Genomic DNA, 21,713 nt, shown 5'->3' on the forward strand with positions numbered 1-21,713 from the left:
AGCAATTTTAAAATATCTTTTATCATTTATCAATAATCAATTATATAATTGTCATGTCAAAGAGAGATTATTACGAGGTTCTTGAGATCAGCAAGTCTGCATCGGCCGACGAAATAAAGAAATCATACCGAAAAATGGCCATCAAATATCATCCGGATAAAAATCCAGGAGATAAAGAGGCTGAAGAAAGATTTAAAGAAGCTGCAGAAGCTTACGAGGTTTTAAGCGACGAACAGAAGCGTGCCAGATACGACCAGTTCGGTCATGCCGGAATGGGAGGAAATGGTGGTTTCGGAGGCGGAGGCTTCGGAGGCGGAATGAATATGGAGGATATTTTCAGCCAGTTTGGAGATATTTTCGGCGGTGGTTTCAGCGGTGGTTTTGGTGGCGGTGGACGCCAGCAGGTAAAAGGTTCTAATTTAAGAATCAGAATAAAGCTGAACCTCGAAGAAATGGTCAATGGAACCCACAAGACCATTAAAGTTAAAAAAATGAAGATGGCCGAGGGGGCCACTTCAAAAACATGTCCTACCTGTAACGGTTCAGGTGTGCAATTGAAAGTGATGAACACTATGTTTGGTCAAATGCAGACTCAGACGACTTGTTCCACTTGTCAGGGAATCGGAAAAGTAGCCGACAAAATCCCAGCTGGAGCCAATGCACAGGGCTTAGTAAAAGATGAAGAGGAAATCACAATCAATATTCCTGCAGGAGCCAGAGACGGTATTCAGCTCAATGTAAGAGGAAAAGGAAACGATGCTCCTTTTGGAGGAACACCGGGAGATCTATTGGTGATTATTGAAGAAGAGGTTGATCAAACAATCAAAAGAGAGGGTGACAATCTGCATCAGGAACTGTATGTTTCATTTGCAGAAGCTGCATTAGGAACCAAAAAAGAAATTCCTACTGTGGGTGGAAAGGTTAAAATTACGGTTGACCCGGGAACGCAGTCAGGCAAGATCTTACGATTGGCAGGAAAAGGCCTTCCGAGCATTGACAGCTATGGAAAAGGAGACATGTTTATCCACATCAATGTATGGACCCCACAGAAGCTTACGAAAGAACAGAAGGATTTCTTTGAAAAGCAGATGTCCAGCGGAGAAATGGTTGCAGAACCATCCGGAAAGGAAAAAACTTTTTTTGATAAAGTAAAAGATTTATTCAATTAATAAATACAAAAGAGGCTTCAGAGCCTCTTTTTTTATTTTATACCCAAAGAATTATGGATCAGGTACAAAAGTTTTGGGGCCCAGGCAAAAGCTTGAGTTAATATGAATATAAAAATAATATAGGATTATACCAATCACTGTTTGACTCTGTAGAAATAACATTCATCGACTGAAGAGAGATAATCTTCGCTGATTTTAGCGTATAAGGAAAAGAATAACTACAGATGTTTAAGTATATTTTTCAGAGTTTTTTCTAATCGGCTCAACCAAATAAGAACTATGAAAAATAGTTGTAAGTATTCATTAATCGACCTAGGAATCAGTAGCGTTAATAAACCTTTTAAGGTTCGCCGATTCAAATAAAAAAATAAAAAATCAGAGGCAAAATTGATTTTGAATCCGTTAAAAAACTTCCAGTGTTTGAGCATAGCCACCCTATTGAGTCGAAGAGCAAATGTTGAATCCATGCGAGTTTGGAAATTTTAGGAGGCAAGGTCAATTTTTAGCGGATGATTCCAGTCTTGAATTTTTGTATACTTTTTGCTTCAAGGCAAAAGTATAAATAGAAAAAACTCAGTTCCCCACAACTTTTATACTTTATCCAGAATTATCGTTATTTGATCTGTTACAATCCAAAAATAAAGCCTGTACTTAATGCACAGGCTTACGTTATGTTTGAAAGCGTATCTGTTATTTTTTAACTGCTAAAGAATAAATTGCTTTACCAATAGTGAAAACAGCCACTGCTGCTAATCCGCCCACCATTCCTAAAGTAAATTCTTTCACAATAGATGGCCATGTCGGGAACAAATCATGAAGATAGTGGATATTGTGAGCGAAAATTCCTCCTGATACCAGGATCAGAGCAATGGTTCCTACAATCCCCAGTAATTTAATAATCACCGGCAGTGCTTTCACCAATAAATGCCCCAATTTGGAAAAGAAACCTTTATCATGGCTTTTTCTGATCAGGCTAAAGCCTGCATCATCCATTCTTACAATAAGTGCAACAATACCATAAACTCCTACCGTAGCAATAAATGAAACAAAAGTTACCGTAAGAATTTGTGTAAGAAGTGGATGTTCCTGCTGGATTACAGTCCCTAAAGCGATGATTACAATTTCAATAGAAAGAATAAAATCGGTTCTGATTGCTGAGTTTATCTTGACTTTCTCTGCAGATTCTGAATTTTCTTCCTCTTTACTTTCTTCAATTACTTCGTGACCTTTTTTGGAACGGTGAAAAAGGAACTCAATGATTTTTTCTACCCCTTCAAAGGCGAGATAAAGACCCCCAAGGATCAGGATGATCTCAATCGCCGGCTTATACAGCCAGTTGAGAAGAAACGCTACAGGAAGAATAATAAGCTTATTAATGAACGAGCCTTTGGTGATTGCCCATAAGACAGGAAGTTCTCTGGAAGAAAGAAAGCCGGTAGCCTTTTCTGCATTTACAGCCAGGTCATCTCCCAGAATACCTGCTGTTTTCTGTGTGGCTATTTTACTGGTAACCGCTACATCATCCATCAATGCTGCAATATCATCTAAAATTGCAAAAAAGCCTGAAGCCATATTTTAATGTTTTTTTAATCTTTGTTAAGTCTAGCAAAAATAAATATTTAATTCCGTTTTTGGATTCATAATCTGACAATAATTTTGAAAATTATAAGAATGATTAAGCGATGCTCAATTTCAATATTTTATATCTTTGTTTAAAATCTATCTGATGGATGAAAAGTGGGAAACCCAATTGCAAAATATATGGTTAAAACTTGGAACAATAACCAATGAAGAGTTTATTCACCAAATTAAAAATCATGTAGAATTACTAACAGGTTTCCAGGCTATTGCTGATTTTGAAAGAGCCTGTGCTTTTGACTCTACCGGACATGAAAAAGAAGCCGAACCTTTGTACAGATCTGCATTACATGAGGGACTCACCGGCTTACGAAGAAGGAGAGCAAGAATCCAACTGGCAAGTACCTTAAGAAATAATGGAAAACTGGAAGAAAGTATTCAGATTCTAAGAGAAGAAAAAGCGGGTTATTCGGATGACCTGAATGATGCAGTAGACTCTTTTTTAGCGCTGTCCCTATCTTCCGCTGGAAAATATGAGGAAGCATTGTCATTAACCTTAAAAGCATTTTCCCACCATTTACCCAGATATAACCGGTCTGTCTACCATTATGCAGAGACCTTATATAAGGAGTCGTAATATTATGTTTTATTCTATGAAAAAGCTCATTCTCAGGTATCATTTTTTCGTAATGGGGTGCATCGGCTTCCTGCTGCAGTCCTGTAATACGAAGTTCAGAGTTTGGGTAGGTCCCGGTGGGCAGCAGAAAATTTACAATCTCAAGTACGGTGAGCATAAAAGACAGAAGATGGATGTTTTTCTTCCTAAAGACTATGCTGAAGATTCCCCAATTGTTCTGATTGTACATGGCGGGGCCTGGACACTGGGTAAAAAAGAGCATATGATTCAGGTTCAGAAAATGCTTTTTGAACATAAAATTCCCAGCATCAATATGAATTACAGGCTGGTTTCCAAACGGAAAAAGATCACTTACAAACAGCAGCTTGAAGATATCGGTTTAGTCATCGAAAAATTTAACGCTTTATCAGAAAAAGCTGAACTGCGACCAGATAATTATATTCTGCTGGGTGAAAGTGCCGGGGCCCATCTGGCGCTGCTCTATGGATACCAGCATCCGGATCAGATCAAAAAGATCATTTCTTTGAGCGGACCCACCGATTTTTACAGCCCTGAATACCTTAAGTCTTTTTATTCCAAATATACTTCGCCAACTTTCCAGAAGGTGGTGGGTAAAAAATTTGACAGGAAAAATATGCCGGAAGCTTTTAAAGAAGCCAGCCCTCTTGCTAATATTACCAATGTTCCTACTCTATTATTTCAGGGAAACACAGATTTTTTGGTGAATAAACGTCAGGGAATGGCTATGGATTCCGCATTGACCAGCATGAATGTGCCCCATAAGTTTATTTTTATGGAAAAAACAGGCCATGTTCCAAGGTTTTTCAGCAAAAGAAAAAGAGACAGCATCATCTATCCGAATATTCTGAAATGGATAGAAAAATAATAAAAAAAGCCACCTCAAGGAGATGGCTTACTATGATTGGATGAAATTATTTATTCAAAATCGTTGTTCTCATATTTTGACAGATCGTCTTTCTTACCGAAAACAAATTTAATGATGACAGGCAATGTTGTTACCAGTACAATGACGATAATGATATATTCCAGTTTTTCTTTCAAATTGATTCCAAATTGTTCCATAAACAATTTATCAAGGTAGTGCCCTGCAAAAATCAGGATAAATGACCATAGAACAGCTCCGATAATATTGTCTCTTAAAAACTCTTTTTTATCCATTTTTACAATTCCTGCAACGATGGGAGTAAAAGTTCTTACTACGGGAAGAAATCTTGCCATAATAATAGCCAGCGCACCATGTTTCTCAAAAAAATCATGTGCCTGATAAAGATATTTCTTCTTAAACAGCATGGTATCCGGTCTTTTATACAAAGCTGGACCTGCTTTTCTTCCAAAGTAATACCCTACTTCATTTCCGACAATAGCAGAAACTGCTACACCGGTAGCCAGCAGAGTGGTATCCAGGAAATCGCTCCCTGTGGAGCCAAATGTCTCTTTGATGATTTCAACTGCATAAATCCCTGAAACAAACAAGAGGGAGTCTCCAGGCAGGAAAAATCCTACAAAAAGTCCGGTCTCAGCAAAAACAATAAACAAAATCAGCCAAAACCCTCCCATTTTAATATAAAATTCAGGGTTTAATAAATCCTTCCAGCTATTGAAATCTTCCATATGTATCGATGAACAACAAAAATAGGTCTAAAATACCTGAAACAAAAATTAATTATAAGATTTTAACTAAAAATCAGACATGATATTTTATAGGTCCAGATCATCATCTGAAACTGCCGTCCCATCGGCCATTAGAAATGCTTTTAAGAATGGGGTAAGATTTCCATTCATTACTGCATCCACATCTGAAGTTTCATGACCTGAACGGACATCTTTTACAAGTTTGTAAGGATGCATTACGTAATTTCGGATCTGGCTCCCCCACTCGATTTTCATTTTGTTGGCTTCTATTTCATTTCTTGCCTTCATACGCTCTTCCAATTCCATCTCGTATAGTCTTGAACGAAGGAGCTGCATGGCTTTTTCTTTATTTTGAAGCTGAGAACGGGATTCTGAGTTTTCAATGATAATTCCGGTGGGTGCGTGACGAAGACGTACAGCGGTTTCTACCTTGTTTACGTTCTGCCCTCCTGCTCCGGAAGACCTCATCGTTTCAAAAGATATATCAGCAGGGTTAATATTAATTTCGATTGTATCATCTACCAAAGGATAAACGTATACTGAAACGAAACTGGTATGGCGTTTCGCATTACTGTCGAAAGGCGAAATTCTTACTAGACGGTGTACTCCATTTTCACCCCTCAAATATCCAAAAGCAAATTCTCCTTCAATTTCCAGTGTTACAGTCTTCACACCGGCTACATCACCTTCCTGAAAGTTCAGCTCACGGATTTTGTAGCCTTGTTTTTCAGACCACATGGTATACATTCTCATCAGCATGGACGCCCAGTCACAGCTTTCTGTTCCACCGGCTCCTGCAGTGATCTGAAGAACTGCGGAAAGCTCATCCCCTTCATTGGAAAGCATGTTTTTGAATTCAAGATCCTCAATTTTTTCAACCAATTGCGGAAAAGTCTCATCCAGTTCCTTTTCAGAATCTGGATCTTCTTTTGCAAAATCTGCCAATACCAATAAATCTTCGAACTGAGTCTGGATTTCATCATAGCTTTCCACCCATTTTTTCTTGGATCTAAGCTGTTTCAAAAATGTTTCTGCTGTTTTAGGATTATCCCAAAATTCAGGTGCCGCTGTTTTTTCATCATCATTGGCAATTTCTATTTTCTTTTTTTCAATCTGAAGATATCGGTGCAGGTCTTCAATCCTTGATTGAACTTCTTTTATCTGGTCGTTGTTGATCACGAATTTTTCTTTTTTACAAAAATAAGAATTTCTTTCCACACCCGCAGACATTGCAGGTTACCCGTACAGGCTTTAGAATTAATGATGTAAATAAAATCGAAATCATTTGCTTACTTTCCTCTCTTCATTTTTCATTCTTCATTATTCATTCTTCATTTTTCGCTTTTCACTTTTCGCTTTTCATTCTCCACTTCCTCTCAAATCATTTCCGCTACCCTTTCACCGATCTCCGGAGCCAGCGCTACACCCATTCCGGAAAGTCTTACGGCACAAAACTGTCTCTGTGACAACTGTTTTACAATGGGTGTTTTTTCTGATCCCATAGCCATGATGCCGGACCAGCGAAGTGCTATCGCATACTGATGATCAGGAATTACAACTTCTTTCAGAAACTTTTCCAAATGATTCTGCAGAAATTCTGTCGTTTCAAAAGCTGTCGTTTCTTCTGTTTTAAAATCCTGATTTCTGCCACCTCCCAATAATATACGATCTCCTAAATTCCTGAAATATTAATAGCCTTCATCATAGTGGAAGGTTCCTTTCAGCTTCAATCCTTCAATGGGTTCAGTCAGGAGAATTTGACCACGAGCAGGAGTGATCTGTTCTTTTTCAAGGAATTTTGAAGTAAAGGCATTGGTGCAATAGATGACCTGATCAGTCTTTATAAAAAGATCAGCAGATAAATACACTTTCACCTCAGTAGTTGCCTCCTCAACATGAGTCACTTCAGTTCCAAACAAAAACTCTACGTTCAGTCCATGACATTTTTCAAGCAGCTTTTGCAGCAACTTTCCGGAATGCAGACTTCCTTCACATGGGTTTTCAATGAGAAAAGATGATTTCCCTAATCCGAAAACTTTTATTTTATCCTGCTTAAGACTATAGGTGTGGGTAAGCCCCGTTATCATTTTCAGTTTTTCATTGACAACCTCAATATGCGCCAATGGCGCTTCATTATTTACAATTTCATAACCCCCATTAAGTTCAAAATCTATTGTACTGGTATGAAAATAGTGTCTGATTTTCTGGAGACCCTCAAACCTCATCTTAACAAGCTGCAGTGTTTTGTCCCAGCCCATTTTCTGAGAATCTGCAATAATCTCCGTAAGACTTCCGAAACAGGCAAAACCGGCATTCCTGGAAGAAGCCCCTAAGGGAATTGTATTTCTTTCAATGATTACAACTGATTTTTCAGGGTGTTTTTCTTTGATCGATATGGCAGACCAAAGTCCGGTAAACCCTGCTCCGATAATGATAACGTTTCTTTTTCTATAGAAAGTCTCCAGTTCCCAGATACTGTTCATGGTATTGTAAAATAATCGATATAGTGTATTGATTAAAATAAAGGCATCGCGTGTAAAACTCTTACACTGATGCTGACTGAGATCTTTTGCTTAACGGCCTTCAGCTCCGAATTCTTTTAGTCTTCTTTATCTTCGCTGTGCTGAAACCCAATGGCTCTTCTCGGCTCCTCGACAGCTTTATAGGTCTCCAGTTCGCTTTTAAGCGCCCTGATTCTAAACTGAAATTCATCAAAATTATTGATAATGGCATCTGCCAGAAACCGCGCAACCTGCTCAAGATATTCTTCAGTAAGCTTTCCGGCTGCGTCCCGCAAGGCTGCATTCAAAAGTTTCTGATCAATTTTAAGTTTTTCATTTTTCGTTCTCTGATACAGGTTTTTAATTCTTTTCTTCAGGCTCTGGGTGAAATCAATCAGCATGGTATTGCTGAAGGCTTTCATTTTTGAAGATATTTCATGCCAGAAAGGAACTTTATCTGCTTTGTTGTTTTTTAATATTTTGTATAGGAGCGAATCTTCTTCAAGTCCTTTTGTCATCGCGTACAAGATAATCTCTGACCGTTCTGAAGCATTAGGTGGGAATATAGGAATCATCACATCAAATCTCCCCGGAGCAAGGATCTCCTCATCAATATCCGAAACGGAATTGGCAGATCCTACCATTAAAACGCCTTCTTTCTCAAATTTTCCTATATAATGAAGAATAAGTTCCTGGGCCTCAAGATTGCAGGATGCAATATCTGTTTCAGCTTTTCTCTCCATCATAATCTCATCGAAATCATCGAGGAACAGTAACAGTTTATTTTCCTTCATCATCGACACCAGAAAGTCACTGAAGTTAATGTGATTGCCATCAATAAGTGTGGTTCCCAGGTAATGCTTTTTAACTTCTTTAAACCGATAACCTACAATTTCAGCTATTTTATTGGCCCAGAAAATCTTGCCGCTTCCCGGCGGACCGTATAAAATGATTCCTGCAGGCCTGTTGATTCCCCAGTCTTTAATCTGCTGTGGATTCAGGAAAGGTTCCAGAACCGCTGAAGTATAGAAAAACAGATCCCTATATCCAATAAAATCTCTTTTCTGAAGACTGGTTTTGTGACCGAAGTAATTATAGACAAACTGGTAATTGCCGCCTAATTTATTATCAATCCCATAACTGGAAATAGAGGATTTGAAAAAGCCGTTATCGAAAATGTTGGGACTGTTATCTTTAATGGCCTTCTCAATTTTCTCCTTAGGTTTATTGATCACTTCAGCAATTTGCTCAACTGTTTTACTTTTGTCAAGATCTTTTTCATAGAGCTTCAAAAAATCTACATTTTCACGGGCAAATTTTTCAAAATCCTCTTGCACTTCAAAATTTGTACTGATACAGTCTACCAGTTCAAGATCAAAATCCTGAATAAACTGTTTGATGGCTTCTGCAGAAACATTAAGTTGCTCTGCCAGTTCAAGTAGCTTCATAACTGTTGATTAATTCTACCAAATGTAATGATTTACCTATAAAGTACTATTGATTTATGATAATTCTGTAACATTCTCTTATATATATAGACTACTACTATGTAAAACAAATTACATGGAAAAGATTTTATCAGTAAAAAATTTGACTAAAAAATTCAAAAGAGTTGTGGTGAACAATATTTCTTTTGATGTGGAGAAAGGAAACGTGTATGGGCTTTTGGGTCCAAACGGAAGCGGAAAATCCACGACTTTCGGGATGTTACTTTCAACGATCAATCCGACCAGTGGCGACTGGTTCTGGTTCGGAAAAAAAGGAACGGACCCTGAAACCTTAAAGAGAATCGGGGCAATTATCGAGCAGCCCAATTTTTATCCCTATTTAAGTGCTGAAACCAACCTTAAAATTGTAGCAGAGATTAAAAATACACCCTATTCAAGAATTGATGAAGTCTTACAAACGGTGAATCTGTATGAAAGGAGAAAAGATTCGTTTAAAACCTTTTCTCTGGGGATGAAACAGCGTCTTGCCATTGCATCGGCCATGCTGAACAATCCTGAGGTACTGATATTGGATGAGCCTACAAACGGGTTGGATCCCGAGGGAATAATTCAGATCAGAGAGATTATTAATAATATAGCAAAGCAAGGCATCACCATTATTATTGCGAGCCACCTTCTGGATGAGATCGAAAAAATATGCAGCCACGTCATTGTCTTAAAAGAAGGAAATTCCATTTACTGTGGACGCGTAGATGAAATGACTTCCAACAACGGGTATTTTGAGTTGAAAGCGGACAACAACACTTTACTTCTCAATGCTTTGAATGAGCTTCAGTGGTTTTCTTCCATCAATCAGGACGGCGATCTTATTAAGGCTCAGATCCGTGATGATGCTTCGGTTTCCGCTTCTGCAATGAATAGAAAACTTGCCGAGAAAGGCATTTATCTTTCCCATCTCACCCGGAAAAAACTATCCCTTGAATCTCAATTCCTAGAACTAGTAAAAAACACCCACTAATCATGATCAAATTATTAAAACTGGAATACTACAAAAACCTGAACTACAGACCATTCAAGGTTTTTACAATATTATATTTCGCTATTCTCATCGCATTGCTTTTCGTGGGATTGGTTGACTTCGATGTATTTGGAGGAACGATTAATCTTAAGGAACAGGGCATTTACAATTTCCCGGAAATCTGGAACTTCACAACCTGGATTGTTGCTTTGCTGAAAATATTCCTTGGGCTTATCATTGTGTTCTCTATTTCACAGGAATTCAGCAACCGGATGTTTAAGCAGAATACAATTGATGGGTTGAGCAGAAAAGAATTCATCCTTTCAAAATTACTGACGATCAGTATTTTCACCATTGTTTCTACGGCCATTGTAATGGGCATCACCTTATTGTTGGGCTACCAATATTCTAATACCACAGAATCTACAAAAGTTTTTGCAGAAATGTTCTTTATCGGAAATTATTTTGTCAAATTATTTACGTTCTTCAGTTTCTTACTCTTCCTTTCGATTCTGTTGAGAAAATCTGTATTTGTATTTCTTGCTCTTTTTGTCTTCTGGATCGGTGAAGCCATTTTAACGACTATTGAGGTGTTCTCCAAGGTAAAAGGAATGGAAGGGGCAAAAAGAAATGAGATTCTCCAGAATGATTTTTTTATCACCCATCTTTTACCGCTGGAAAGCATGTCCAGTCTTATCCCGAATCCGATGATGAGATTGAATATGGCCAAGATGATGGGAGTACAATATCAATTCCACTACCCTACTGAAAGCCTTATCGCCTGCCTGCTGTGGTGCGTGGTTTTCATACTGGGATCCTACTGGATCTTGAGAAAAAGAGATTGGTAGACCTCAGAATGTAAAAATTACTATAAAGTGGTTCGTTCCGGATCACTTTTTTTGGCTTAAAATTTTCATTCTGTTTTACTTAAACATGATGTATGAAAAAAATATATTATTTCCCAGGATTGATCAGCGCCCTTGTCATACCGCTGTTATTCTGGTATTATGGCAGTCGGAAATTTGAAGAAATTAATATTTCTGCAATGGATATTGGGCTTCCTGCTAAAGAAAGAGAAGGTGTTAAAAATACTTTTGCCAGTTTTGAACCTTCAAGAAACTGGAATTACAGGAAAATAAAAGTTGTTCCCGGAGGAGCTAAGCAAAATTCAAAACTATACGTTTCCGAACTAAAAAATCTTCAACAAAGAAATGAGAAAGAGTCTGGTATTGAATTTATTTTAGATCAAAATAACACCTATGGTGATTTTGTCTCAGTTTTGAATGATTTGGCAATTGCTAATCAAGAACAGTATGCCGTTGACTGGGAGAAAACAGGACATATCTTTGCCACCCACCAATTCATAGATCCCACTCTTAAAGATTTGGACGCATCACTTATGTTTAGATGTGGTACTATTTCTGGTTTCCCAGAAGAACATTACTTCATGGGATTTCAAAAATTTGAATATCAACTCTCCCAATTACCGCAACAATCCTTTTATATGATCTTTGGTTTTTTAATATTTTTAAATATCTCGATGTTCAGCATCAATGAAAAGTTTCAAATCCAAAGAAAAAGATTAGCATGAAAAAAATATATTATTTTCCCGGGCTTATCAGTGCTGTCATTATCCCAGTTCTGTTCTGGTATTATGGCAGCCGGAAATTTGAAGAAATTAATATTTCTGTCATGGATATCTGGCTTCCTGCAAAATTAAAGAATAATAGTGACAGAGATGTGTATTCTATTTCTTTTGAACCTGTGAGAAACTGGAATTACAGGAAAATAAAAGTAGCTCCCGGTACAGCCAAGCAAAACTCAACATTGTATGTTTCTGAATTGGAAAATCTTCGGAAAAGAAATGAAAAAGAGTCAGGCATTGAATTCATGATAGATCAAAATAACACTTATGGTGATTTTGCCTCTGTTCTGAATGATCTGAATATATCCAAACAAGATCAATATATGGTTGATCTTGAAAAAACCGGGCATATTTTTGTGATTTATACTTATATTGATCCTAGTACCAAACTACTTGATGAATGTCTGCTCTGTAATGATTTCGTAACATGGGTATCTGAAGAAAATGACAGGTTTGGAGCATCTATTGGCGAGAAAATGACAACAAGTTTAACAACGCTTCCCGAACAGTCTTTCTATCTTATTTTTGGCTTTCTCATATTTTTAAATATCTCGATGTTCAGCATCAAAGAAAAGTTTCAGTCATAGTATTCAAAATAAAAGAGGCTGCCATTTGGCAGCCTTCCTTTCACATTACTTTTTATCTAACAACGGAAGATATTTTCCGTATCCTTTTGTTTCCATTTCAGCTTTTGGAATAAATTTCAGCGAAGCACTGTTGATACAGTAGCGAAGTCCTCCTTTATCTGTTGGACCATCTGTGAAGACATGTCCTAAGTGGGCATCACCTGTTTTACTTCTTACTTCTACTCTGTCCATTCCATGGGTACGATCCAGTTTTTCATCAATTAAGCCTTTGGTAATCGGTTTTGAAAAACTTGGCCATCCACAGCCGGCTTCAAACTTATCTGTAGAAATAAACAGGGGCTCACCAGTGGTAATATCCACGTAAATTCCTTCACGGGTTTCGTCCCAGTATTCATTCTGGAAAGGTCTTTCCGTACCGTTTTCCTGAGTGACGTTATATTGTTCTGCGGTCAGTTTTTCTTTTAAAACTTTTTTATCCTGTTTTTGATAGGTTGTCGTTTTAGGTTTTGCCGGAACCGGATTTGCTTTTTTAGCCATTTCAAATAATCCCGGTTCAATATGACAGTACCCGCCAGGATTTTTATCCAGATAATCCTGATGATAATCTTCGGCTCTGTAGAAATTCTTCAAAGGAATGGTTTCTACCAATACCGGTTTGTCATAATTTTTCGCCAGTTTCTGCACCTCTTCCTTTACAACCGATTCGGCTGTTTTATCTGTATAATAAATCCCTGTTCTGTACTGGTTTCCTCTGTCATTTCCCTGCTGGTCCTTACTAGTAGGATCAATGGTTTTAAAATACAGATCAATCAGGAGCTTCAGGTCTACCTGTTCAGGATCATATTTTACTTTTACGGTTTCTGCAAAACCTGTAGTATGACTTATGACTTCTTCATAGGTAGGATTTTGGGTATTCCCGTTGGCATATCCCACTTCTGTTCCTACTACTCCGCGAATCTGTTGAAAAAAATGTTCTGTCCCCCAAAAACATCCCCCTGCAAAATAAATCTCTTTAACGTTTTTACTATCCATAATTTTCTCATTTTCTTTTCTTATCTCTGCTTCATGGGGCTTTGCTTTCTTAAAAAGCCCGGATCCTGCAGCAAATACTGCTATACCCAGAACTACTCCGAGTACAATTAATATATTTTTCATATTTACTTTTTTATTCATTACTTATTATTCTGAGCGATCATTAATCCAAATCCTAAAAGCATCAGGTCCTTTAAAATAAAAAAATCAGTTACCGGAACTCCATCTACAACTTTCCACATGCCGGGTGTGGTAAATAAATAACTTAAGGTTACCAGAAAAGTAACAATCATTCCTATTCCTGCATACCTCTTCAGTACAGCAAATTTCGCACTAAATATGAGGAGTAAGGCAATGATAATTTCTATCACTCCGATAAGATTTGACACTGTCTGGACGCTCGTTACTTTATATACGAAAAAAGTTAAGAAATGGTTTTCCACCAACGGTTTTATCGCTGCTGCTTCTGTAGGGGTAAATTTAAAGATCCCGATCCACAGCAAAATGAGAGCTGCTCCAAAAAGTGAGATGTAATATCCCGTTTGAGATCGCTGGTTCTGTGTAGACTTTTGTTCTGTTCCGATCATTTTTTTAAAATTTAAAATACCTATTGTATTGTTTTCAAAAGTATAGTCGGTCATTTTTAAAATCCTGACAGTTTTTTCTTAGAAATTTAATTTATCAATCATTTTATTTTTAAAGTCCTGAATTTCAGAACCATTAATTTCAGTTTCGTTTTGAGAAAAGGTCTTTTTAAAAACCTGATCAAGCAATGCCAGTTTTTCATTATACATCCGGCACCATTTGCAGATCATCAGATGCAGGCTGAGCATCCGGTTTTCTCTGGCAGTAATGGATCGGGCATTTCTTTTTTCCATCAGTAAAGTCGCTTCACTGCATGGCAAAAACATTGTATGTAATATTTTTCTTATCATTTCAGTTATGATCTTGAAAACCAGTTAAACTCCAGACATTCCCTTAGCTGCATCCGGCTTCTTTGAAGGATCTTCCAAAGGTTAGTCGTTGAAACGTTTAATTCCTGACTCACTTCCGGTGCTTTTTTTTCTTCGATATAATACATTTTCAGCAGAATCTTCCATCTGGAAGGCAGCTCTTCAATGCATTCCTCCAATGTCTTGTTGAAATCACGGTTGTCTAAAAGCTCTTCGCCCTCACCGGATACAGCCCAGTCATTTAATACATCATTATTTTTCCATGATCCCGTTTCGTCAAAAAAATGATCGAGTCTTACATTGGGTTCAGATTTGTATTTTTTTCTGTAAAAATCAGCGACCTTTCTATTCAGAATAGCCATCAGCCAGGTGAGGGGCTGGCTTTTTCCTTCAAAAGAATCGTATGCCGAATAAGCAGCCAGAAAAACTTCCTGAACGATGTCCTGAGCATCTTCTTTATCCGACAGCACATACAGCGCTCTCCTTAAAAGCGGCTCTGAATATTGCTCGACCCAGCTTTTCAGAGTTTCGTTTTTTGTCATTAAACTATGTGATTTTTTATCTTATTCAGATGATAACGAAGATAGGAAGTTAAGTGGATAAATACAAAATTATATGCTTTCCAGCATGATGTCATCCTAAACCTTATAGGTTTTGAAAACCTATAAGGTTTCTGAAAAAGCAACTACAAATTTAATTGCAAGCTTTTAAAAATGATTCTGAATAGTGCTTTACTTAGCTTCTCAGACTTTTATTTTTGGTCATTAGCCTACTTGATTTTTCATTTTACCCAAGTGATAACGAAAATAGGAACTTAAGTCCATAAATGCAAAATTATATGCTTTCCAGCATGATGTCATCCTAAACCTTATAGGTTTTGAAAACCTAAAGGTTTCTAAAATATTTCTTGCACATGATAAAAGAAAGAAATTTCTTCCAAGCAAGATCTGCACACCATTCAAAACATAACTTAAAATTATTACACATCACTTAAAAATAGTAAATTTGCATCTTATCAAAATTTGATCCTAAAAAAGCAAAAGCAATACTATGACATCACAAGAGATACGTCAAAAATTTTTAGATTATTTCAAAAGTAAGGAGCACCTTATCGTTCCTTCGGCTCCTATCGTGCTGAAAGACGATCCTACCCTTATGTTTTCCAACTCCGGAATGACGCAGTTCAAGGATTTTTTCCTTGGTTACAAAACCCCTACTGCCCCTAGAATTGCCGATACACAAAAGTGTCTTAGAGTTTCGGGGAAGCACAATGACCTGGATGATGTAGGTAGGGACACCTACCATCACACCATGTTTGAAATGTTGGGAAACTGGTCTTTCGGGGATTACTTCAAAAAAGAGGCTATTGCTTTTGCCTGGGAATTACTGACTGAAGTATACGGAATTCCAAAAGAGAATCTCTATGTAACAATTTTTGAAGGCGATGCTTCCGAAAATCTGGACAGAGACCAGGATGCTTATGATTTTTGGAAATCTCACATTTCTGAGGATCGTATCATCAATGGGAATAAAAAAGATAACTTCTGGGAAATGGGTGAAAGTGGGCCATGTGGACCGTGTTCGGAAATCCATATCGACCTTAGGAGTGCTGAAGAAAAAGCAGCCGTTCCCGGCATTACATTGGTTAACCAGGACCATCCACAGGTAGTGGAAGTATGGAACCTGGTTTTCATGGAATTCAACAGAAAGGCAGATAAGTCCCTGGAAAAACTTCCGGCTCAGCACGTAGATACAGGGATGGGATTTGAGCGTCTTTGTATGGCTCTTCAGGGAAAGTCGTCCAATTATGACACTGATGTTTTCACTCCGCTTATCTCCAAAGTTGAAGAGCTTTCCGGTAAGAAATATACAGGAATTCTGGATGACGAAAAAGATATTGCCATCCGTGTTGTGGTAGACCATATCAGAGCGGTTTCTTTTGCTATCGCAGACGGACAGCTTCCTTCTAACGGAGGAGCCGGTTATGTAATCAGAAGGATTTTGAGAAGAGGTATTTCTTATGCCTACAGATTCTTAGATATGAAAGACCCTTTCCTTTACCAGCTGGTTCCTGTTCTGCAGGAACAAATGGGCCCTTTCTTCCCGGAAATGGAAAAACAAGGAAAATTGGTTGCTGAAGTAATCAAAAGTGAAGAAGATTCATTCTTAAAAACAATTGAAAACGGCCTTATACGGGTAGAAAAACTGATCCAGCAGACGATCGCAGAAAGCCTGAAAGTATTACCTAGTGAAGAAGTCTTTGAACTGTACGACACGTATGGTTTCCCAGATGATTTAACAAGAATTATTGCTGAAGAAAAAGGGTTGACTATTGATGAGGCAGGCTTCAAAGCTGAAATGGAAAAACAAAAGCTCCGTTCAAAAGCGGATTCTGCTCAGAAAGTATATGACTGGGTAACTCTTGAAGATAAACCTGAAACGTTTGTAGGATATGACCAGACAGAATCTGAAACGTATATCACAAGATACAGAAAGGTAGAGAATAAAGACGGCGAATTTTATCAGGTGGTGCTAAGCAGCTCTCCTTTCTACCCTGAAGGAGGTGGACAGGTTGGTGATAAAGGGGTTCTTGAAAATGCTGTGGAAAGCTTTGAAGTACTAGAAACTAAAAAAGAGAATGGACTGATCATTTCTTTGATCAATGGTCTTCCTAAAGATGCAGGTGCCGTTTTCTATGCTAAAGTAAACGCTTCTGAAAGAAAGAATTCACAGGCTAACCACTCTGTAACACACCTTTTGCATGAAGCTTTAAGAGAGGTTTTAGGAAATCATGTAGAGCAAAAAGGATCCTATGTAGGTCCCGATTACCTGCGTTTTGACTTCTCCCACTTCAACAAAATGACTGAACAGGAATTAGCATTAATTGAAGAGAAAGTAAACCACAAAATCAAAGATAGCATTGCTTTACAGGAATTCAGAAGTATTCCGATTCAGGAGGCTCTGGATAAAGGAGCTATGGCTTTATTTGGTGAAAAGTACGGAGACCGTGTGAGAATGATCCAGTTTGGAAGTTCAAAAGAACTTTGTGGTGGAACTCACGTAAAAAATACGATCGAAATCGGTCATTTTAAAATTGTTTCTGAAGGATCTGCAGCAGCAGGAATCAGAAGAATCGAAGCCATTTCGGGAGATAAATCTGAAGAATATTTCACTAACCTTGAAAAGCAGATCAATCAACTTTCTCAACTGTTAAAGTCGAAAGATGTGGTACGGTCTATTGAGAAACTGATCGAGGAAAATACTTCATTAAAGACTGAGGTTGATACGCTGAAGAAAGAAAAAGCAAAAGGGGAAATCGGCGATTGGAAAAATGCTTATGAACAGAAAGGAAATAAGCAGCTTCTGGTAAAGAAAACCTCTCTGGATGCAGGTTCTGTAAAAGATATCGTATTCCAGCTGAAAAGAGAAATTCCGTCTTCTGTAACCATCATTCTTTCTGACGCTGATGGAAAACCAATGATCACGGTGGGAGTTTCTGATGATCTGGCAGCAGATTATCAAGCAGGAGCTATCGTAAAGGATCTTGCAAAAGAAATCCAAGGTGGTGGTGGTGGAAACCCAGGTTTTGCAACAGCAGGTGGTAAAAACCTTGAAGGGTTAGATAATGCTTACCAAAAAGCGTTGAATATCTAAAATAGAATACCTATTATAAATATTAGAACAGGCTGTTTCATTTTGAGACAGCCTGTTTTCGTTTTAATCATTATTTTTTTTAACGATAAGCATCGCAAAGAAACATTCATTTTATTTTATATTTTTGTTCGCAAAGGCATCGTATTCAGCAAGAAACGCAATTATTTCATAGCTGAGTGTAACGTCTTTGCGGACGAAAAAATAAGAAATATAACTTTTGCGCACTCTGCGTTATCATATTATTCTTATCACTAAAATTTTTATGTATACCCTGCTTTATTTATATCCGTTCTAATTATTGACCTTATCTTAACAAACCATTATCTAATCTTAAACTATTTGTTTTGTCTTCTTAAAACTCAGTTAACAATAGACCTTTAGTTTTGCCCTAATTGAAATTCAAAAAAGTAATTATGAAAGTTAACAAAACTATTGGAACCCTACTTTTTGCTGCTCTTGCTTTACAGAGCTGCAATGATGATAACAACGGAGACGGAACTCCTCCTGTAAATGACAAAATCAAGATTGAGAATTTCTCTAAGGAACCTGCCTTTGTTTTTGGCATGCCTGGTTTTGAAAATTTGAATATTACCACATTGATTTCAAGTTCTGATATTCTTTCAGGGTCTCCTGATTTTGTTTTCGCAGGCCAGCCGGACGGGATGGGCATTATGAAAGATCCTAATTCTGATGGTTATCTGATGATTACCAACCACGAGATCAAACAGTCTGTATCAAGAGTGTATCTGGATAAGACTTTCAGACCTGTAAAAGGAGAATATATTTTGAATGGAACAGGAGGAATGACCAGATTATGTTCGGCAACACTGGCCACTCCGGAAACTCATGGTTTCAGTGCTTTTCTTACCGCAGGAGAATCCGGTGAAGAAAGTATGGTACATGCGATAAACCCACTTGCTCCGGTATCTCAGGCATCAGATAAAACCAGAGTAAAGCCTGCTCTGGGAAAAGCATCAATGGAAAATGCAGTCCCTCTGCCTAAGGATGTATCAAACGGAAAATCTTATATCATTATCGGGGAAGACCAGTCCTACTCTACTGCACACCAATCCGCAGGACAGCTGATCATGTATGTTGGCAATACCCAAGGGGATCTGGATAACGGGAAGCTGTATGCATTAAAGAGAACCAATAACAACTATACAGAAACGGATATGACGAAAGGAAGCAGCTATGATGTAGAGTTTGTTGAAATTCCCAATGCGAAAAACCTTACCGGAGCTCAGATTAACCAGGCCAATATGAATAATAACGCCATCCGTTTTTCAAGAGTGGAAGATGTAGATTACAGAAAAGGAGCAGGAAAAGGAAGAGAAATCTACTTTACCGCTACCGGTGAATCTTCGGATGGAGTCAATCCAAAGGCAGGTTTAACAATGTGGGGAAGGGTTTACAAGCTTGTTCTTAACTCCACCAATATGCTGACAGGAAAACTTGAAGTGGTTGCGGAAGGTGACTCTAATCCGGGTCATAATCTGATTAATCCGGATAATTTATGCGTTACCGAGAATTTTGTTTACATCCAGGAAGACGGAGATTCCTACTATAAAAATGCCGCCCACGATTCTTACATCTGGCAGCTGAATATTGCAACAAAGCAATATAAACCATGGCTGAATATGAAGCATAACAGAAATGATTCTGCATGGCAGACGGCATACAACCAATCCGGAGATCTTCAGAAGTTCGGTTCGTGGGAATTCGGTGCTATGGTTGATGTGTCAGACATCATCGGAGTTCCCAACACTTTTGCAGTCAACATTCATTCACACACCTGGCAGCTGGACAAATTTAAAAACCCTGATGGTTCCGGTGTGAACACCAATAAAGAAGGCGGGCAAATTGTCATCATCAGAAACGTAGAAAAATAGTTTTAATTACTCCATAATACCTAAAGTATCAATAGAAAATCTCTGTTGATACTTTTTCATACCTATGAAGACACTTTCAAAATATCCGGTACTTCTTTTTTTGTACTCCGCTGTGGCACTGTTTGTACTTTATCACTGCAAAAATGACAAACAGATGCCCATCTATGAAGACCTGGGCACTGTAAAACAGGGGATTATCAGAAACACTAATGATTTCGAAAAACAAATCAATGACCTGATAAGCCTTGTCTCTGAAAATTCTGATGAAAAACTTCTTCAGGATAAATTCGAAAGCATCCGGAAAACGTACAAAAAAATGGAATGGGCGGTGGAATATTTTCTGCCGCATTCCGCAAGATTCATCAATGGTCCAGCCCTTCCTGAAATAGAAATGGATGAGCATACAGAAATAGAGCCCGAAGGATTACAGGTTTTGGAAGAGATGCTCTACCCTTACGATCCGGAAAATAAAGCTGAAGTAATCAGAATGCTTAACAAATTAACCAATAAAAGCAACACGATAAAAACTAATTTTCAGGTCATCACGGTGAGTAAGGATCAGGTTTTTGATGCTTTAAGAGCAGAAGCTTTCAGAATTTCAAGCCTTGGAATTTCTGGTTTTGACACTCCTGTCTCCGGAGTTTTCCTGAAGGAAATGCCTTATTCTCTGAATGGAATTAAGACCACATTAGAGCAGATTTCCACCTCCCGCTCAAAAGATAGAGCTTTAAAAAGTATTGTAGCTGAGATCAACAGAACCACTGCAGTCCTGCAAAAAAATACGGACAGGAACACCTTTGATTATGTAAATTTTATCCCTGACCACCTCAATAAGATCACGGCTCTTATGCTTGAGTTTAAAGATCAGGAGAACATCCCGGATGTTGAGGTTACGACTGCTTTGCATAAAAATGCTGCTACTTTTTTCTCTAAAAACGCATTCAATCCCAATGCTTTTGCACCCGGAAACGAGTTTGCCTACACTGAAGAAAAAGCAGCTCTTGGGCAAAAACTTTTTAACGATAATATTCTTTCCAATAACAACAATCGGAGCTGTGCAACCTGTCACATTCCTGAAAAAGCTTTTACTGACGGTCTTGCCAAATCGATGTCTCTGGAAAACTCAGAGCTGTCCAGAAATGCACCATCGCTTAATTATGCGGGATTTCAGCATGGCCAGTTTTGGGATATGCGGAAGGAGGACCTGGAAGGGCAAAGCTCAGATGTAATTTCCAATAAAGAGGAAATGCATGGTGACCTCAATGTGATTCTTGCAAAAATCAGTCAGGATAAAACGTATCAGGCTGCTTTTAAGAAGATCTATCATTCTCAGAAAACTGAGGTCTGGCAGCTTCAGAACGTCCTGGCAAGCTATATCCGTTCTCTGGCAAAATTCAATTCCGGTTTTGATGCCTATATGAGAGGTGACAAGTCAGCGATGACCGAAGATCAGAAACGTGGTTTTAATCTTTTTGTAGGAAAAGCACAGTGTGCGATATGTCATTTTCTCCCTTTGTTTAATGGTACTGTTCCCCCTACTTTCAAAAAAACGGAACAGGAAGTATTGGGAGTAGCTGTGAATGGCGAAAACAAAGCATTTGACAAAGATCCGGGAAGAGGAAGATTTCATGAAACAGTCGCCTCATTACAACATTCCTTCAAAACCCCGACACTGCGAAATATCAATAAGACTGCTCCTTATATGCACAACGGCGGTTACAAAACCCTGAAAGACGTTATGAATTTTTATAACAAAGGTGGTGGGAAAGGATTTGGCTTTACCGTAGAAAACCAAACGCTTTCCGATGCTCCCCTTCAGCTTACTGATAAAGAAATACATGATATCATAGAATTTATGAAGGCATTGGATGACCGGTAATGCATCCGGGATGAACATAAAAAACTCTTGAAATCTAAATTTCAGGAGTTTTTTTATTGGCGTGCTT

The 21,713-nt window shown here is 38.1% G+C and carries 18 protein-coding genes and 1 pseudogene; 10 read left to right on the plus strand and 9 right to left on the minus strand.

The annotated features are described in order from the left end of the window. The first annotated feature begins 53 nt into the window (after positions 1–53). Entirely contained in the window at positions 54–1,169 is a 1,116-nt protein-coding gene (gene dnaJ, locus DRF67_RS09850) for a molecular chaperone DnaJ (RefSeq protein WP_115928132.1), read from the plus strand. Positions 1,170–1,859: 690 nt separating this feature from the next. On the opposite strand, the gene DRF67_RS09860 is transcribed toward dnaJ, so the two are convergent. Beyond that, positions 1,860–2,741 carry a DUF808 family protein gene (locus tag DRF67_RS09860; protein ID WP_115928134.1) on the minus strand — a complete coding sequence of 294 codons (882 nt, stop codon included), beginning with the start codon at positions 2,739–2,741 and terminating at the stop codon, positions 1,860–1,862. 154 nt (positions 2,742–2,895) lie between these two features. On the opposite strand from DRF67_RS09860, the gene DRF67_RS09865 reads away from it, so the two are divergent. Next, complete coding sequence (locus tag DRF67_RS09865; RefSeq protein ID WP_115928135.1) at positions 2,896–3,384, plus strand: tetratricopeptide repeat protein; 489 nt, start codon at positions 2,896–2,898, stop codon at positions 3,382–3,384. 16 nt (positions 3,385–3,400) lie between these two features. After that, the gene (locus DRF67_RS09870) at positions 3,401–4,270 is read left to right on the plus strand and encodes an alpha/beta hydrolase (RefSeq protein ID WP_228435776.1); all 870 of its coding nucleotides are present in this window, start codon (positions 3,401–3,403) and stop codon (positions 4,268–4,270) included. A gap of 50 nt (positions 4,271–4,320) precedes the next feature. Here the strand turns inward: DRF67_RS09870 and DRF67_RS09875 are convergent, their stop codons facing one another. The 4 genes and pseudogenes from DRF67_RS09875 to DRF67_RS09895 all read right to left on the minus strand — a co-directional run bounded on the left by DRF67_RS09875 (position 4,321) and on the right by DRF67_RS09895 (position 8,986). Continuing rightward, positions 4,321–5,016, minus strand: coding sequence for a DedA family protein (locus DRF67_RS09875; RefSeq protein WP_115928137.1), 696 nt, complete (start codon positions 5,014–5,016; stop codon positions 4,321–4,323). 87 nt (positions 5,017–5,103) lie between these two features. Then, entirely contained in the window at positions 5,104–6,216 is a 1,113-nt protein-coding gene (prfB, locus tag DRF67_RS09880) for a peptide chain release factor 2 (RefSeq protein ID WP_115928203.1), read from the minus strand. Between the two features lie 197 nt (positions 6,217–6,413). Further along, a pseudogene (locus DRF67_RS09890) lies at positions 6,414–7,520 on the minus strand (NAD(P)/FAD-dependent oxidoreductase). Positions 7,521–7,636: 116 nt separating this feature from the next. Next, complete coding sequence (locus DRF67_RS09895) at positions 7,637–8,986, minus strand: AAA family ATPase (RefSeq protein WP_115928140.1); 1,350 nt, start codon at positions 8,984–8,986, stop codon at positions 7,637–7,639. A 115-nt stretch (positions 8,987–9,101) separates the two neighbouring features. On the opposite strand from DRF67_RS09895, the gene DRF67_RS09900 reads away from it, so the two are divergent. The 4 genes from DRF67_RS09900 to DRF67_RS09915 all read left to right on the plus strand — a co-directional run bounded on the left by DRF67_RS09900 (position 9,102) and on the right by DRF67_RS09915 (position 12,236). Then, positions 9,102–10,004, plus strand: coding sequence for an ABC transporter ATP-binding protein (locus DRF67_RS09900; protein ID WP_115928141.1), 903 nt, complete (start codon positions 9,102–9,104; stop codon positions 10,002–10,004). Between the two features lie 2 nt (positions 10,005–10,006). Further along, positions 10,007–10,852 carry an ABC transporter permease gene (locus tag DRF67_RS09905; RefSeq protein WP_115928142.1) on the plus strand — a complete coding sequence of 282 codons (846 nt, stop codon included), beginning with the start codon at positions 10,007–10,009 and terminating at the stop codon, positions 10,850–10,852. A gap of 92 nt (positions 10,853–10,944) precedes the next feature. Beyond that, complete coding sequence (locus DRF67_RS09910; RefSeq protein ID WP_115928143.1) at positions 10,945–11,595, plus strand: hypothetical protein; 651 nt, start codon at positions 10,945–10,947, stop codon at positions 11,593–11,595. Then, positions 11,592–12,236: a hypothetical protein gene (locus tag DRF67_RS09915; protein ID WP_115928144.1), complete on the plus strand. Its 645-nt coding sequence runs from the start codon at positions 11,592–11,594 to the stop codon at positions 12,234–12,236. The genes DRF67_RS09910 and DRF67_RS09915 overlap by 4 nt, the downstream gene beginning before the upstream one ends. 45 nt (positions 12,237–12,281) lie before the next feature. Here DRF67_RS09915 and msrB read toward each other — a convergent pair whose 3' ends face one another. From msrB to DRF67_RS09935, 4 genes are all read right to left on the minus strand, one after another. Next, positions 12,282–13,391, minus strand: a complete 1,110-nt coding sequence (gene msrB / locus DRF67_RS09920; RefSeq protein ID WP_165851775.1) for a peptide-methionine (R)-S-oxide reductase MsrB — start codon at positions 13,389–13,391, stop codon at positions 12,282–12,284. A gap of 17 nt (positions 13,392–13,408) precedes the next feature. Further along, positions 13,409–13,855: a DUF417 family protein gene (locus tag DRF67_RS09925; RefSeq protein ID WP_115928204.1), complete on the minus strand. Its 447-nt coding sequence runs from the start codon at positions 13,853–13,855 to the stop codon at positions 13,409–13,411. 78 nt (positions 13,856–13,933) lie between these two features. Next, a complete protein-coding gene (locus tag DRF67_RS09930; RefSeq protein WP_115928146.1) occupies positions 13,934–14,203 on the minus strand; it encodes a hypothetical protein in 270 nt (89 codons plus the stop codon). Between the two features lie 5 nt (positions 14,204–14,208). Then, positions 14,209–14,763, minus strand: coding sequence for a sigma-70 family RNA polymerase sigma factor (locus tag DRF67_RS09935; protein ID WP_115928147.1), 555 nt, complete (start codon positions 14,761–14,763; stop codon positions 14,209–14,211). Between the two features lie 508 nt (positions 14,764–15,271). Between DRF67_RS09935 and alaS the strand changes: the two genes are divergently transcribed. From alaS to DRF67_RS09950, 3 genes are all read left to right on the plus strand, one after another. Then, positions 15,272–17,875, plus strand: a complete 2,604-nt coding sequence (gene alaS, locus DRF67_RS09940) for an alanine--tRNA ligase (protein ID WP_115928148.1) — start codon at positions 15,272–15,274, stop codon at positions 17,873–17,875. Positions 17,876–18,288: 413 nt separating this feature from the next. Continuing rightward, a complete protein-coding gene (locus DRF67_RS09945) occupies positions 18,289–19,767 on the plus strand; it encodes a hypothetical protein (protein ID WP_115928149.1) in 1,479 nt (492 codons plus the stop codon). Between the two features lie 64 nt (positions 19,768–19,831). Further along, positions 19,832–21,646 carry a cytochrome-c peroxidase gene (locus tag DRF67_RS09950; protein ID WP_115928150.1) on the plus strand — a complete coding sequence of 605 codons (1,815 nt, stop codon included), beginning with the start codon at positions 19,832–19,834 and terminating at the stop codon, positions 21,644–21,646. Positions 21,647–21,713 lie beyond the last annotated feature (67 nt).

Source organism: Chryseobacterium pennipullorum (genome assembly GCF_003384725.1).
GTDB lineage: Bacteria > Bacteroidota > Bacteroidia > Flavobacteriales > Weeksellaceae > Chryseobacterium > Chryseobacterium pennipullorum.